A 15,565-nucleotide genomic window follows, 5' to 3' on the forward strand; every position below is an offset into this window, starting at 1 on the left:
AAAAGAATAGTAGCTTAGCTGTTGGGTTTGTCGGATGGGTTGATATCGCAGGCACTCAAGCTGTCCAAAAGAGAGCCACATAACTCTGGGTGACCTGCACAGCAGTCTTTTAACAAGAATTGAATGACATCTTCGACATGCGTAAGAGACGCACGATAAATAATCTGGCGGCTTTGTCGTTGTGAGCTTACCCATCCTGCCCGGGCAAGCACGGCTAAATGAGCCGACATCGTATTATGTGGCACACCAAGATTGCGAGCGATTTCACCAGCAGGCAGACCATCAGGCTCATGACTAACCAAAAGTCTAAAAGCTTTTAATCGAGTTTCTTGAGAGAGCGCAGCAAAGCTGGCAGTAGCATTTATTATTTCCATAAGTCCAATAATATAGACATATAAAAATAAATCAAGATATTTTATGAGGTCTTCATAAACTGGCTTTCTCAAGCTATAACTGTCTAAATCGAGTTGAGTATTAAGAAACCCCTTGCACAAAATCAATCAAAGCGGGAGTATTTTCTCTAGCACTACGTCCAGCACCAATTAAAGTAGCTGAACCTGGACTTGCCCAATCACCATAGCCAAATAGCCATAAACGAGGCTCTTTTATAGATTGGCCTTGTTTTACTTCTACCTTACCATCATCCTCTAGCACACCCAAATTGGCTATATGGTCAAGCTCTGGTTTGAACCCAGTGCACCAGATCACCGCATCGATTTGTTCCTCACGTCCATCGTTCCACACGACACCTTGCTCAGTAAATCGGCTAAACATAGACACCGCTTTTAAAATACCTTTATCACGAGCCGCTTTCACTGGAGGCACCATAACAATGTCACCAATTCCGCCCACCGGTGCATCTCCATTATTACCCATAATCCGAGCCGTAGCTCTCTCAAATAATACGCGACCATCGACATCATCTGCTAAAAATAATGGCGGCTCACGCGTGACCCAGCTTACATCGGCAACCTCAGCTAGCTCAGCATAAATTTGCGCGCCAGAATTGCCGCCACCGACTACCAGTATCCGCTTGCCTTTATACGTCTCAATACCCGCATAGTTTGCAGAATGACACTGCTCACCGCGATACATCTCTTGACCCTCAAGCGTTGGTATAACGCTATGACTCCATGTACCTGTCGTATTAACCACTGCTTTAGCCAACCAAGTAAATTTTCCATCCGTCACTCGCAAACAGTTGTGTTCACTATCTCGTTGTACATTGGTCACCTGATATGGTCGATACACAGGCAGCTGGTAGTGCTGCTCATAATCAGCAAGATAACTGAGCACCTCATCTCGATGCGGGTATTCATTATCTTTAGCCTTTGGCATGAGCCTACCAGGTAATGAGCTCATTACTGCTGGAGAAAACAACCTTAGTGATGGCCAAGTATGACGCCACGCTCCACCACTTTGGATTTGATTATCGAGGATAATAAAATCAAGCTTAGCACGTCTCAGGTAATACCCTACCGCCAAACCTGCTTGACCGCCGCCAATTACTATCACGTCAAATATCTTAGTTGACATCACTATCCTCAGTATCAGTTCCTGCTACTAAAAAAGTAGGCTGCTCATTTTGGGGTTTTGTTAAAATCTCTGTATCTGTTAGACGTGCATAAATCTCGATTAGATTACCATCAGGGTCTTTTAGCCATAATTCATGTAACGGTGTGCCTTTCCAAGTGGTTCTCGGTGGTTTAAAAACAGTTAAGCCAGCATCTTTTGCGCTAAAAAAAGCATCAATAACTTCTTGCTGGTTATTCACATTTACCCCTAAATGATAAAGCGTGTCATGATTAAGCTCTTTACCATCAGAGACGACCAGAACCATATTCAAGTTTAGGTCTGGGCGAATAAAGGTCGCATATCGATGGGTCCACTCTTTTGGCCACGTGTTTAATAACCAGCTATAAAACGCCGTACTCTTCGCTAAATCATTGACTCGAATACTAGTATGAGACTCTATAGAATCGATACCAGATGGCATTTTTATTAGCTCCGCCAATACTAAAATTCGTTGTCGCAACTGATCTCTCACCATTCTAAAACGCTCAAGTGCTTCGTCTGACGAACTTGAACCAATTGCAGGATCGATTAGCGGCCAGTGCAGCCGTTGAACATCTCTTGAAAAAATAGGACAGACCTCTTCAGCACACAGAGTTATAACAGCATCTACAAGGTGGGTGTCTAGCTCCTCAACTGCTTTGGCATGTTGTTGACTGATATCAATACCTAACTCTGCCATCACCTTAATGGCATAAGGATTAAGGTTAGATGGTATAGATCCAGCGCTCGTAACCTGGATGCTTTCTGGCAGATAATATCTGGCCAATCCTTCAGCGATTTGGCTTCGGGCCGAATTAGCGACACAAAGAAATAGGATGTTTTTCATAGTAAGCCCTGTAAATACACACGATTGATTTGCTTGCTTTGATAAACATGCGACATATGCTTGATAATATAAATTATCTATACCAATCAGATGGTTCATCAGGATTCTAATGCACAAATCACATAAACATTTTCATCGAACTTTTTTTAAAAGTATAGTATTAATTGTTTCTATATGTCTAATAATATAGACATAATGAGATAAATCAAGACTATCCTGACATTAGCTTTAAGTTGTCCGTCAATTCTAGCTCGATATATTTAGGATTTACTATGATATAGCCTGTAAGCTTTTAATTGAAATAGCTAGCTCATGTATAACTGTTTACGATGCACTTTAGGGTATAGCTTTTGAAACCATTTTTCTTTATATTGTCACTTAGACAGGCTGGGCATTTGAACCACCACCCGGATATAAATGTAGCTATGAATAAAACAACTTTTAAAATATCGAAGATGGACTGCCCTTCGGAGGAAAACCTAATCCGAATGAAATTAGAGGGCCACTCGAATATTGAACATCTTGAGTTCGACATTCCTAACCGTCAATTAACTGTGTTTCATCATGACAATATAGAAGGGATAGAGACTGCTATTCATGACCTAAAATTAGGAGACACCCTACTCTCGACCGAAACCATTGACCCCTCTGATCCCAACAATAATTTTAAAATTGATGCTGACTCTAGTCACAAAAAAGATGCTGAGCAAAGAAAGCTACTATGGATAGTGCTGGTCATTAACTTTGCTTTCTTTATTATTGAAATGAGCACGGGACTGATTTCTCGTTCGATGGGGTTGGTCGCCGACAGCTTAGATATGTTAGCAGATAGCTTCGTGTACGGAATTAGCTTATTTGCGGTCGGTGGAACGGTCATTAAGAAAAAACGGATTGCTAGAATTGCCGGATATTTTCAAATTACGCTAGCGATTCTTGGTTTTTTAGAAGTACTAAGACGTTTCTTTGGCAATGAGCAGTTACCTGACTTTTCTACCATGATAGTCATATCGATTCTTGCGCTAATTGCAAACTCGATTTGCCTCTATTTACTACAAAAATCGAAAAGCAAAGAAGAAGCCCATATGCAAGCCAGTATGATTTTCACTTCAAACGATGTGATTATCAATTTAGGGGTAATTGTTGCAGGGATTTTGGTTAATTGGTTACACTCTAGTACGCCTGATTTGATTATTGGTAGCATCGTATTTGCTTTAGTTATTCAGGGCGCCTTTAGAATATTGAAGTTGAGTAAGTAGCCAAGCCTAATAACTGAAGCAAATAGCTCAAGTAAGTAGCTTAATTAAACCGCTAAGTGTAAAGTAACTGGGTTTGAAGCAAATAAACATCATAAGGATATGAGACCTCAAGCAATGATTGAACAAACTTTAAATCTAGTCACCACCAAAGACCATCAGCAAGTTGCCGTTTGGCGAATAATAGATGATGAAGTCTTTGATAAGAATCTGGGAGACCTTCCTAAATTTTGTGTAAGTATTTAATCTAAACGTCAGTTACACAGAATCTGGGATGGTCTCTTCAAGTCCTCACTAGCGCACCGATCATAGATAGAATATCTATGGTAAGTACATCATGAAGTACACTGTGGCTATCTCAGCAAGTTGAAACCTTAATACCATTAGCTCACAGCCAAAGATTCAAGTCCTCACTAGGGAACCGAACCAGTGAAAGCACTTGACTGGTTCGCTAGGGTATACCCTAAAAAACTTCCGCCAGTTGTCTGATTAAAATCTCCCAAGTTTAAGTGTACGGGATTGACAGCAGGGATCAGTGTGTCTAAGGCTTCCTAGGTAGATTTGGGCAACTTGAGGTTTGGTAAATTCTAACGTACGGATTAAAACCACCTAGCTAGCCGGATATCCCTTGCCTTACTATTTACAGGTTCGGGTTCACAATAATTTTCACTGCTGATTCATTGTTGTGAATTAAAGTCTCAAAGCCTTTAGCAATCAAGTCATCCAATTTGATACGTTGAGTAATAAAGGGCTCAAGGTTCACTAAGCCATCTTCGACCAATTTGATGGTTTCTTGATGATTGTTTACATAACCAATAGTCCCACGTACATCGAGCTCCTTCATGACTACGCTATGTACATTTACGGAAGCTGGGTGGCTCCAGATAGAGACAATCACAACCACACCAGTAGGTTTAGTAAGTTCAACCAGCGAGTCCAATACCTTATTGACGCTGGTGCATTCAAAAGCCACGTCCACACCGCGGTTATCCGTAAGCATCATGACTTCTTCAGTCAAATCTACTTCAGTCGGATCTAAAATGTAATCGGCAATCCCACTTTCTTTAGCCTTCTCTTTGCGCTTGGTACTCAATTCAGTGAGAATGACGGTAATGCCTTTGGCTTTTAAAACTGCCGCCAATAACAATCCAATCGGACCACCGCCACCGACCAAAGCAACATCACCTGCTTTGGCGCCACTGCGCACAAAAGCATGATAGCCAACGGCTAACGGTTCAATCAAGGCTGCTTGATCTAATGGTATTTTATTAGAGATAGGATGTACCCAGCGGCGCTTGACCGCAATTTTTTCAGACAAACCACCACCGCGACCACCAAGACCAATGAAGTTCATATCTTTTGATAAGTGATAATTCTCACCAGGCGCGGTAGAAACATCATCAGCGATAATATATGGTTCAACCACGACATGCTGACCGATCTCAATATCATCAACACCCTCACCAATAGCATAAACGACGCCTGAGAATTCATGACCCATAGTGATTGGGGCAGACTCTCCTGAGATTGGGTGAGGATGACCGCAAGGGGGAATAAAAATAGGACCTTCCATAAACTCATGCAAGTCGGTACCACAGATGCCACACCAAGCGACATCGATTCCAACGGTACCCGACTCTACAGTAGGCTCTGGAATATCTTCAATACGAATATCGCCTTTGTCATAAAAACGTGCCGCTTTCATATAAATCTCCTTTGATTGTCATTAAAAAAATATTGGATGGTGCATCAAAAATTATGCTGGCATCAAACGTAGCCATAATGGATGATTGTAAATATTTGGCTGAGCAGATAAAAAATAGGCATAGATGCCCTAACCTCAAAATCATTATCCACTGCCAAAGCAAGATTGCAACCGTGAGCTACACACATATAAGCCTAAGAGAACGATATCAGATTTATGGCATTAAAAGGGCATAACATGGCAGTCAATTTGTAGTAGAAGCTGTCAAAAAGATAACAGACAACAATCGTAACTTGAGTGCAACTGTTCAGCAGCTCGAAATAGAGATGCAAACGCTCTCAAATTGGCATAACAAAGCCAATCAAGGCAAGCTTGTAGGAACAAAGCAGTATGACCCTGAACTTATGAGTGCGCTTGAAGAGGTAAAACGCCTAAAGCGACAGCTTAAAGTTGCCGAATAGGAGCGCGAGATCTTAAAAAAGGCGACGGCGTACTTCGCGAAAAACAGTTAGTAAAGTACGCCTTTATCAAAGACAACCAGCAAATCTTTAGCATCAGTAGGATGTGCCGCGTACTTAGCGTTAAACCATCGAGCTACTACGACTGGCTGAGTCGTGATATCAGCTGTCAGCAGGTACACCGTAATCAGTGCGAGCTACTAGTTAAAGCCGCTCATAGTGAGACTCATGAGCGCTATGGTGTTGAGCGTCTGCATGCAACGCTCACCGAGCAAGGGTATGATATTAGTCTATACATGGTCAGAAGCATCAAAGAGGAACACGGCATCAAATGCCGTCGTCATAAGCGCTTTAAAGTCACCACTGACTCTAATCATCACAAACTGGTCTATCCAAACGTGCTCGATCAGAAGTTTGACACCAATCGCCCTAACCAAGCATGGGTAAGCGATATTACTTATATCTGGACACATGAGGGCTGGTTGTATTTAGCGGGAGTCAAAGACTTATATACCAAAGAGCTGGTCGGTTACGCTATTAACAAACGCATGACCGCAGATTTGGTCTGTCGCGCATTGAACATGGCCATCAGGAATAAACGTCCAAACAAAGGGCTAATCGTTCACTCTGACAGAGGCAGCCAGTATTGCAGCCATGCCTACCACAAGATCGTTAAGCAGCATCAGTTTACAGGTTCAATGAGCGCTAAAGGTAATTGCTTCGACAATGCTCCAATAGAAAGCTTCTGGGGCATATTGAAGAATGAGTTGGTATATCATAAGGATTATAAAACTAGATTTGCCGCCATTACCGATATCATTAGATACATCGAGCTATATTACAACCAGACTAGGATTCAAAAGGGCTTGAGCTATAAATCGCCAAGACAGATGTGGTTTGATTATTATCGTCAAGCTGCGTAACTAAAATCTCCCAAGTTTATGTATACGGATTTGACGGCAGGGGTCATTGACATAGAAGAATACCAAATCAAACACCTTAAAGTGGTTATCAAACTTCTTTGAGAAGCAGCAGGTCTTTCGAACGGCTCGTCGCAATCGGTGCCTAAGGCGACAGTTATTACCTTCTATGCCTACCGTATGCTGCTTGCCGATTTGTTTCTTGTCAGGCTTGAATGCGGTTATAAAGCTATCCCAGTTATCCATGCTAATAGAGCCATAGCTGACTTTCAGTTGTTTAAGACGGGCTCTTAGCTTCTTAGCTGTTTTCAGGTCACGTTTGCCCCAGACATAAGCGACAATCTCATTGGTAGCGCGGTCATAAGCATAAATAAGCCAAACTTTACGCTTCTTGCGATACACGTAAGTCCAAAACTCATCAACCTCTAAGCGTTCATAATAGCGCTTCTTAGGCGCAATCTTATAAACAGATGAGCCTATGGTGCTAAGCACTTTACCAATGCTAACTGAGGCTATAATAGCAATGTCTCTGACGCCACAGCCTCTCACTGTCATTAGCCGTATTTTATCTTCTATTCTAGAGTGACAGCCGTTATAAGTTAGGGCATGATCGCCAATAAACTGGCGTTTGCAGTCCTTACATTGATAGTTCTGCTTGCCATAGCTTTTTTTGCCGTGTATCGAAAAACTGGGACTGTGACAGTCGGGGCAATTGATCTGTATTTGTGTCTTCATAACCTCAAATATATCATCTTGCTTTGGCTGTCACCCTCCTTTCATCTCCTCAGCATACTTTCTGACACACCACCACTTTTTGAATACCTTAATAGGTCTTTACTTACAAACGCGCGCTGATACAGACGTATCGTTCTAGGATGCGTTACGAAAAAGTAATGAGCGCTAAAAATAAACTGGGCTCTAAACCGTTCTAGTCATTTGAAAATAAAACTGTCATACTTTTAAATTGAATCTGCTACACCCCAAGTAATCGCCCAATAAGTGATGTTGCGACCATGGCCAATACACCCCACACGACGACGCGAGTGACAGCAGGGAGAGTGGGTGCACCGCCCAAGCGCGCCGATACCATGCCAAGTAGGACTAAGCCGACTATGGTCAGCGCGGCCAATGACCAAACAAGGATCTGGGCTGGAAACACCAAGATGCCGATGACAGGAAATATGGCACCAGTACTAAAGGCCAATGCGGAGGCAATGGAAGCTTGCAGGGGCTTTGCTTGACTGATTTCAGTTAGCCCTATCTCGTCACGAGCATGAGCCTCAAGTGCATCGTGCTCAGTTAAGGCGACAGCAACTTGGTGTGCTAAGTCTTGATCAAGTCCACGCTGCTTATAAATTGTTGTCAGCTCGACAAGCTCCCGCTCAGGATTATGCGCCAGCTCGTAAAGCTCTTTTTTTAAATCAGCCTTTTCAGTATCTGCTTGTGAGGACACAGAGATATACTCACCAGCCGCCATCGATAAAGCCCCTGCAGTCAGTGACGCCAATCCTGTCAGTAATAAGGTTTGGCTGCTCGCGTTTGCGGCGGCAACACCAACCAGTAAACTGGCGGTAGAAATGAGTCCATCATTGGCGCCAAGTACCGCTGCTCTGAGCCATTGACTCCGGTTACTTAGGTGCGGCTCATCGTGAATAGAGTATGACATAGACATCCTCAAAAAATACGGTGGTGTTCTAAAAAGTATGCTGGCGATAAAATCAATAAGAAATCTATGCTAAGTTCTCTGATTCTATAGGGCTTTCAAGGCTTCAAGAATTGTTCAAATTTTAATCAAGTTAAAGATTCAGTTCCGAATTTGAGAGCGATATTAGAGATCAGTTAACCTATACAATCTGCACTATAACTTATTAGGTAGTGGATCCTGACCCCTGCCGTCAAATCCGTATAATTAAACTTGGGAGATTTTAGTTACGCAATCTGACGGTAAAAGTCAAACCACATCTGAACATCCACGGGATTGTCATATTCTCTCAGAATATTTGGTCTCCGATAATCCTGTGGCGGCTCACTTCTTATGATCTGAGTATCTTAGACATGTTTTCAGGTATGGTATAACCAAATGCATCAGCAGCATCAAGAATAAACTTACTGCATGCAGGCGTCGCAATTAAAGTATTTAGAGTGATAGTTGATGCCGTAAAAGCACCTCCACACATGGCTCCAGTAACTCCAATCTTCATGTATCCCCATTTTGCATCGCTCTGAGCTTGCTTTAGCTTTGAATCAAAGAGAAGCATAGTAGCTATGCCAGCTACTGGATCTATGTTATTCCCATGTTGATACACTTTAGCAATGAGTTCAGGCCAGCTTTGTGTCAGAACTCTTAGAGCGCCAGGACTTAACTCACCAAGACTTAAGACCATAGATGAGTAGGGACTTTTAGGACTTTCATATATAGCTAAAAAAGGTGATCTACCTACATCTTTGCCATCAAGAATAAATGCTAACTCTTGTGAGGCACTTACATAGTCATAGCCATTTTTGTCACTAATAAATTTTTCACAGTTTTTAGGTGATAATGGGATACTTGTCTTATCTATACTGTTAACAGGCATAAAGGTAATAACTTCATTATCTCTAACTTGCTGTGAACCTGGTGAACCGCCAGGAGTGGCTATTGGTAAGGTCATAAAACTCTCACAAACTGTTATATTTTTCTTCCTAACAGTCCATTGGGTTGGATCCATTATTTTACCTTTCTTTAATAGAATGACAGCTCTAGGTTTGACGTCACCAACTGGTTTGATAGAGAATATTTTCTTGTCAGGTAGATTACTAGTGGTTTTTTGACCAGCGTTAATTTCCTCACTAACTTTAACCACAGCCTTTTGATAATTAGTATTAGCTTCACTAGTATAAGCGCTTGGATTCGTGATGAAATCACGTGTCATTGGAAGACCTAGAAGGTGCGAACCATCACCTACAACTTTATCAGGAGGAATAGTAGGAGCACTCTGAGGAGGAACAGAATAAGTAGGAGCCGTTGAACAGCCGTATAGAATGCTGGATATAGCTATCAGACAAACAGATGATTTAATATTCATAGAACATTCCTTGTTCAATTTATAGTAATACTACCTATGTATTTATAATACTGTGTTGTTATTTATAGTATTATAAATACGCATCTAATGTTTCATATAAGCCTAATATTCAATATATTACATATTTAATATTAGGCTTATATCTATAAATAATCAATGGAATTTCTCGTTTAACCCTGACGATAGTAACGAAGCTGTGTACCTATTAGGTATATATATTTAAACTGATAATAGAGCTAACAACCACCTAAAATAGACTAAGGTTGTAAAATTACTTTAGTTGATCTATTAATATACTATTGTTTTCTTATGGAGTTAAACTATCATAATACCGTTTTTCAAACTCAAAGGATGACATGTAGCCAATCGAGCTGTACAACCACGTTTTATTGAGTCCGTCTATTATCAATATTATTTAAACCACTCCAGTTTTGCTTCAAATAATAAATAACAAAGTGAGTGAATAGAAGCGTGTATATGGATAAATATCCATATACATGCTTACTAAAAAGGCATACTATTATATTTAATAATAGTATGCCTTTTTAGTAAGCATTATCTATTTATTACATAGTTTATAGCTAACTTTCTAAACGCGAGGTATCGGTATGAGAAGCTATATAAATATTTTATGTATTTCTGCAGTTGCTACTATTTTTTTCGTTCAATCTGCGAACGCAGATTGCTTCTCTAACCTTTCCGGTTCATGGGAGCATCCAATCGGAGGTACATGGATTTTTGATTCACAAAAAGCTAAAGTCGTTGTTAATTCAGAAAACTATGGTCCAGCAGCGAAACAAATAACTGAATTTAAAGTTACCTCTTGCGATAATAATCAGCTGAATTATAAAATAACTAGAGCTGCTTTAGAGAATGCTGTTAACCCTAGTTTTACTTATGATAAAAATAGCCAATCAACACCAGATGCATTTGACTGGTCTAAAGATTATTTACAGCCGTACGAGATATCCGATCAATCTATCAAGATTGGCAATTACACATACACCAAGCAATAAAATCAAAGTATCAAATTTTATATTCGTTTAGAAAATATAGTTCTCTAGCTCTAAAATGTAAAAATTCTATGATGTACGTATCTTTGCGAATATTGTTTACACATAGTTAAAGAAGCATTGTATGAAAATACTAACAGGGATGGTTATTTTGTCAAAGCATAGGGAAGTTGTCATGAATACTCGTATTATCTCATCGTTCTTTTGCACCCTTGCTATTACAGGGTGTGCGACAACTCCTGCTCCATTGAATCCACCAACAGGTTGGATTAGCTATGATCCAATAACGTCTCAAGGTGTATATATTGACAGTAAAGGGTCACGCTATTTGAGTGGTCGTAACGCCAATGGCGATGCTGATGGTAGAATGACCGTATATTTTGATAGATCATATAAAAATCGTGAATTGGGTTATCGGAATCTTGACGTACCTGAAGGTTATTATGCAACGTCTTTTCGACGTAATAGGAAAGATGGTTCTGAGGCTGCTGGTCCAATTACCGTCATTGTCCGTGGCGATAGCGACGCGTCCAATGATCCAGGATTCATTATAAAAAGTATAGCCGAAGAAGGAGGTCTTATTAAAGGGCCAGGACAATTGGTCCGTGGTGATGGTTTTTACTTAGAGGGTATGTTTGATTCTAAGTTAATACCCATTAACTGGGCTGGAGAGGATAGTATAAATTCAAAATCTTACAGACTGCTTGGTACTTATGCTTATGGCAATGTCAAAGCCTATTGGCGAAACGGTGATATTTTTGAAGGTAACATAGTTGATTTTTTCCCATTTAATAGATCATCTTTTAATGTTGTATGTATAGCTAGCGGATTTTACGGTCATGGTGTACTAAAACGTCCAGGCAAAGAAGATCTCACTGGTTATTTCCGCGAAAACTGGGGTGGAGCCGAGCCAACAACAAAAGAGAAATTTTTAAGTGATCTTCAAGAGGATAAAAGCTGTTCATCTGAAGCTCGTAAAGTACGAGTAGACTTTCAAAACAGCCAAGCAGAATACAATGAGGAAATGGCTGCAGCTCGTAGACAAGCAAATAAAGAGCTTTCAGCTTATTTTTCTCAGCTCCCCAATAAAATTGTGAATGATATGGCTAGAGTCGAGTCAGCTTCTCGCGGTAGTAGTGTAGAGATGGATAAAGAAAATGCTAGAAAAAATGCAATCTTGCAGGAAATCCTACTAAATAATACTAAGCCTTCAACTCAATCAGATCCGCAGTTGAGCAGTGAAAAAACTAATAAACCGACTTTACCGACTAAAGATAAAGTGACTACACCATCAAATACTGCTGCTCAATCAGAGCTGCATTTGAGTAGTAAAAAAACTGATGAACCGACTTCACTAACGAATGACGAAGCGACACCACCGCCAAATACTGCTGTTCCACTAGCAGATCCTGTTCCAAGGAAGGTATTCCCCTTTAGTAGGTCTGTTACTTACAGTTCTACATACGCGAATCTTACCAAAGAAAAAGCCCTAGAAACTGCAAATGATAATCGCTTTGGGAGTGAACAAAAAGAAAACCTTGGGATGATTGGTGTTATTAACTGGCGTGTGGACAACATTTCAGGACCAGTTTGCGCCATTCGCGAAGATATTCGCGAAGTTGGGCACTGGATATGTAAAATACGTGTGGATTACTCTGGTGAAACGACTTTAAACCCTGATAGTAAGCCATCTACTGGCACTAAAGTTCAGGCTAAATAATAATGATTATGCTAATTTCCATGACAGTTCTAGTCACAATAATCAATGCATATATCGGTATACACTAAGAGTGAGTAAATACTATGTCTAATAGAGCAACTTGCTTTGGTATCTTACTTACCATGCTTATAATGAGTAGCATAGGGTCAGTATCAATAGCTCAAGAAACACCTTATCCACCATCCTCTATTAACTCTGCCATAGCCGCAGATTACGAAGCAGATTGTCGTCTACTGTCGGATTATCAGAAGTTATTCACTAACCATGATAATGCTTCTAAAGAAACAGTTAACGATATTAAACAAACCATTAATGATATTGCTGTAGATAGGGGCTGCGTTGGTAGCCCTCAAAGCAACTCTGATGACTCAAATAAACTGAAAGTATGATGTAGAAGGCTCTTTAGAAAATAAAGCATGAACCGCCCCGGGATTGTCGGAGACTCAACATTCTGAGAGAATACGACAATAAAAAAATAAAACTACGCCCTTTGATCTTTATCTAAAGGCATCGCAACGTCATAATAAAATCGTTTTAATGCAATAAGGATTTATAATAATCATTATATTGCATTCATAATCGCTTTTCTGCAAAATGGCTTATCTATAATCGCTTGAGCCACTCATGATGAATACCCCTACCTCAGACCCTATTGGCGCAGCATGGCTTATCCGTTATGCCAGCATCGAGCTGGTGTCCCCTTTATATGTCAGCAGTAGTATCGGTGGGCGCAGACAAACCTATAAAGACGGTGACGTCATTCATAACGCTTATCAGGAAACCGCGCGTCCACTGGACACAATCATTGCGCACTTACAGTTTCACATGCGTCATGAAGTACTGAGTTTAGAGTTACTGACTCGTTTATTTGAGCAGGTAGGGGCAAGTGACGTGCAAGCATGGGTAAACGCTGAGCCGACAGGCAGCTATGCCCGTAGAATGGCTTTCTTATATGAATGGCTCATGGATAAGCGTTTAGAGGTACCAAGTAATATAGGTGGTAACTATGTGGATGCTTTGGATACCAAGAAGCTGGTTACTTCAAGTCCTTCGCAGGTTATCAAGAACGCTCGCTGGCGTATCAATGACAATCTAGCAGGAACCCGTCATTTCTGTCCGAAGCTGGTGAAAACAGAGGCCTTTACGCAAGCAGCTGCACTCGATATTGCCAAGATGGTTGACAAACTTAACGATGAATTTGGGCAAGACTTACTGATGCGCGCCTCCGTATGGATGACCCTACGAGAGAGTAAAGCCAGCTTTACTATAGAAGGTGAGGGAAAAGAGTTAAAACGCATTGAACGTTTTGCCGATGTGATGGCACGGCGTACCGGCAAGGGCGACATTCCGCTTGATCCTGAGTCGCTAGCAGAATTGCAACAAGAGATATTGGGCAGTAAAACGGTCATCCAGCAGTATGGTATCCGTCAATCACCAGTTTTTGTGTCGCATACTCAGGTGAATGGCTTTAAAGAAATTGTGCATTATATTGCTCCACCAGCTGATGACATTGCTAACAAGCTAGCAGGGTTACAGGTATTTATGGAAAAGACTGAGGGACAGTCAGCACTGATGCGTAGTGCTGTTGCCTCCTTTGCTTTTGTATATATTCATCCGCTGGCGGATGGCAATGGCCGCGTACATCGCTTTTTGATTAATGATGTCCTCAGACGAGACCAGGTCATTCATGAGCCGATTATCCTACCTATATCACAAGCCATTGCTGAGCATCCCTCAGACCGTCATGCCTATGATAAAATCTTAGACCGTGTCTCTGTGCCCCTTATGAAGCAAATCCGTGATCATTACAGCTTTGATAAACAAGCGATTACTTACCCTGATGGTATTCGCTCAAACTTAAATTTTGAAGACAGTCACCTTATTCAACCGGCATGGCGCTTTATGGACCTGACGCCTCATGTTCAGTACTTATCAGGACTGATTGCGCATGTTATTGAAAAAGGGATGCATAACGAGTCACAGTACCTAAGACAACATGACCATGCACGACTGGCGATAAAAGAGATTATTGAGATGCCCAACAGCTATGCCGATAGAATCATTCGCAGCATGCTGCAGAATAAGGGTGCTAAAAGTAATAAGTTACTTAAGGGTTATCCGTTTTTAACAAATGATGAGGTTTGGGACGATATTTTCTCTGTCGTTGTAGAAACCTTTAAAGATGAAGCAAATGGTTTGAATAGTTAGAACAAACCCTGCTATACGCAGGAAAGTCTGCCTTGATAATCAAGCTCAAGCTAGTATCAGTATCATCGTTGCGATAATGATTCGTTTATAAAAGATTCGGCTGAAATACCATAGCCTAAAACGTAATCAATATTTTTCTTGACCCTATTTACGCTAATAAACTACTTAAAACAGACTGTATAAAAGGAACTGCTGATAACAGACCATTGTAATTTGACAAGCCTTGATACAGATAGTCAAAATGATTTTGAGTATTTGAGTATTTGAGTATTTGAGTATTTGAGTATTTGAGTATTTGAGTATTTGAGTATTACTTCGCTTCTTTAGTTATGATAACCCCAGTTCGGGATAAGCGCTCAAAAAAAAGATAAAAAAAGAAGTCCGAAGTTGCTAAAGTAAGTTTACCAAGACAAACTTCACAACAAGGACTTCTTACATGGACAACCTAACCGAACTATACTGCCATATTGACGACTTTTATTAGCAATTCAAACCTGAGTTTGACGCTCATTTAATCGCAACGGGCCGTCAACGGCTAAGAGCATGCCAGATAAGTTTAGCAGAGATTATGACCATCTTGGTACTGTTTCATCAACTGCGGTATCGACCAGTTTAAGTCTTTTTACTACCACCATATGCATGGCATGATGGAACGGGAGTTTCCAAACCTGCCGAGCTACTCGCGATTTATAGAGCTTGTGCCGCGCAGTATCATACCACTGTGCAGCTACTTGCAAAGCATGATGGGCGACTGTACGGGTATCAGCTATATTGATTCAACCAAGATAGCAGTTTGTCATAACAAGCGTATCTACCGTCATA

12 protein-coding genes and 2 pseudogenes are annotated in these 15,565 nt (G+C 40.9%); 7 read left to right on the top strand and 7 right to left on the bottom strand.

The features are described 5' to 3' along the window. Nucleotides 1-14 precede the first annotated feature (14 nt). The 3 genes from C8D84_RS11100 to C8D84_RS13790 form a co-directional block, all read right to left on the bottom strand. Nucleotides 15-374 (bottom strand): ArsR/SmtB family transcription factor, encoded by a 360-nt coding sequence (locus tag C8D84_RS11100; protein ID WP_102076267.1) that lies wholly within the window; start codon nt 372-374, stop codon nt 15-17. Between the two features lie 100 nt (nt 375-474). After that, the gene (locus C8D84_RS11105) at nt 475-1,536 is read right to left on the bottom strand and encodes an ArsO family NAD(P)H-dependent flavin-containing monooxygenase (protein WP_109592152.1); all 1,062 of its coding nucleotides are present in this window, start codon (nt 1,534-1,536) and stop codon (nt 475-477) included. Further along, nucleotides 1,526-2,500 (bottom strand): arsenate reductase/protein-tyrosine-phosphatase family protein, encoded by a 975-nt coding sequence (locus tag C8D84_RS13790; RefSeq protein WP_211317073.1) that lies wholly within the window; start codon nt 2,498-2,500, stop codon nt 1,526-1,528. Before C8D84_RS13790 ends, C8D84_RS11105 begins: the two co-directional genes overlap by 11 nt. A gap of 326 nt (nt 2,501-2,826) precedes the next feature. Between C8D84_RS13790 and C8D84_RS11120 the strand changes: the two genes are divergently transcribed. Then, a complete protein-coding gene (locus tag C8D84_RS11120; RefSeq protein ID WP_087814222.1) occupies nt 2,827-3,657 on the top strand; it encodes a cation transporter in 831 nt (276 codons plus the stop codon). Nucleotides 3,658-4,294: 637 nt separating this feature from the next. Here the strand turns inward: C8D84_RS11120 and C8D84_RS11125 are convergent. After that, complete coding sequence (locus C8D84_RS11125; protein ID WP_058023639.1) at nt 4,295-5,359, bottom strand: 2,3-butanediol dehydrogenase; 1,065 nt, start codon at nt 5,357-5,359, stop codon at nt 4,295-4,297. 272 nt (nt 5,360-5,631) lie between these two features. Between C8D84_RS11125 and C8D84_RS11130 the strand changes: the two are divergent. Further along, nucleotides 5,632-6,740: pseudogene (locus C8D84_RS11130) on the top strand (IS3 family transposase). On the opposite strand, the gene C8D84_RS11135 reads toward C8D84_RS11130, so the two are convergent. The 3 genes from C8D84_RS11135 to C8D84_RS11145 all read right to left on the bottom strand — a co-directional run bounded on the left by C8D84_RS11135 (nt 6,741) and on the right by C8D84_RS11145 (nt 9,802). Further along, complete coding sequence (locus C8D84_RS11135) at nt 6,741-7,472, bottom strand: IS1 family transposase (protein WP_109592153.1); 732 nt, start codon at nt 7,470-7,472, stop codon at nt 6,741-6,743. Between the two features lie 238 nt (nt 7,473-7,710). Next, nucleotides 7,711-8,403 carry a VIT1/CCC1 transporter family protein gene (locus C8D84_RS11140; RefSeq protein ID WP_109592155.1) on the bottom strand — a complete coding sequence of 231 codons (693 nt, stop codon included), beginning with the start codon at nt 8,401-8,403 and terminating at the stop codon, nt 7,711-7,713. Nucleotides 8,404-8,770: 367 nt separating this feature from the next. After that, nucleotides 8,771-9,802, bottom strand: coding sequence for a hypothetical protein (locus C8D84_RS11145; protein WP_109592157.1), 1,032 nt, complete (start codon nt 9,800-9,802; stop codon nt 8,771-8,773). A gap of 608 nt (nt 9,803-10,410) precedes the next feature. Here C8D84_RS11145 and C8D84_RS11150 point away from each other — a divergent pair. The 5 genes and pseudogenes from C8D84_RS11150 to C8D84_RS11170 all read left to right on the top strand — a co-directional run. Then, entirely contained in the window at nt 10,411-10,818 is a 408-nt protein-coding gene (locus C8D84_RS11150) for a hypothetical protein (RefSeq protein ID WP_109592159.1), read from the top strand. A gap of 121 nt (nt 10,819-10,939) precedes the next feature. Then, complete coding sequence (locus C8D84_RS11155; protein ID WP_146192894.1) at nt 10,940-12,535, top strand: hypothetical protein; 1,596 nt, start codon at nt 10,940-10,942, stop codon at nt 12,533-12,535. Between the two features lie 83 nt (nt 12,536-12,618). After that, nucleotides 12,619-12,924: a hypothetical protein gene (locus C8D84_RS11160; RefSeq protein ID WP_109592165.1), complete on the top strand. Its 306-nt coding sequence runs from the start codon at nt 12,619-12,621 to the stop codon at nt 12,922-12,924. A 235-nt stretch (nt 12,925-13,159) separates the two neighbouring features. Beyond that, entirely contained in the window at nt 13,160-14,743 is a 1,584-nt protein-coding gene (locus C8D84_RS11165) for a Fic family protein (RefSeq protein WP_109592167.1), read from the top strand. A gap of 436 nt (nt 14,744-15,179) precedes the next feature. Beyond that, nucleotides 15,180-15,565 (top strand): annotated as a pseudogene (locus C8D84_RS11170) (transposase); the annotation flags it as partial.

It is taken from the genome of Psychrobacter immobilis, assembly GCF_003148585.1.
Classification (GTDB): domain Bacteria; phylum Pseudomonadota; class Gammaproteobacteria; order Pseudomonadales; family Moraxellaceae; genus Psychrobacter; species Psychrobacter immobilis.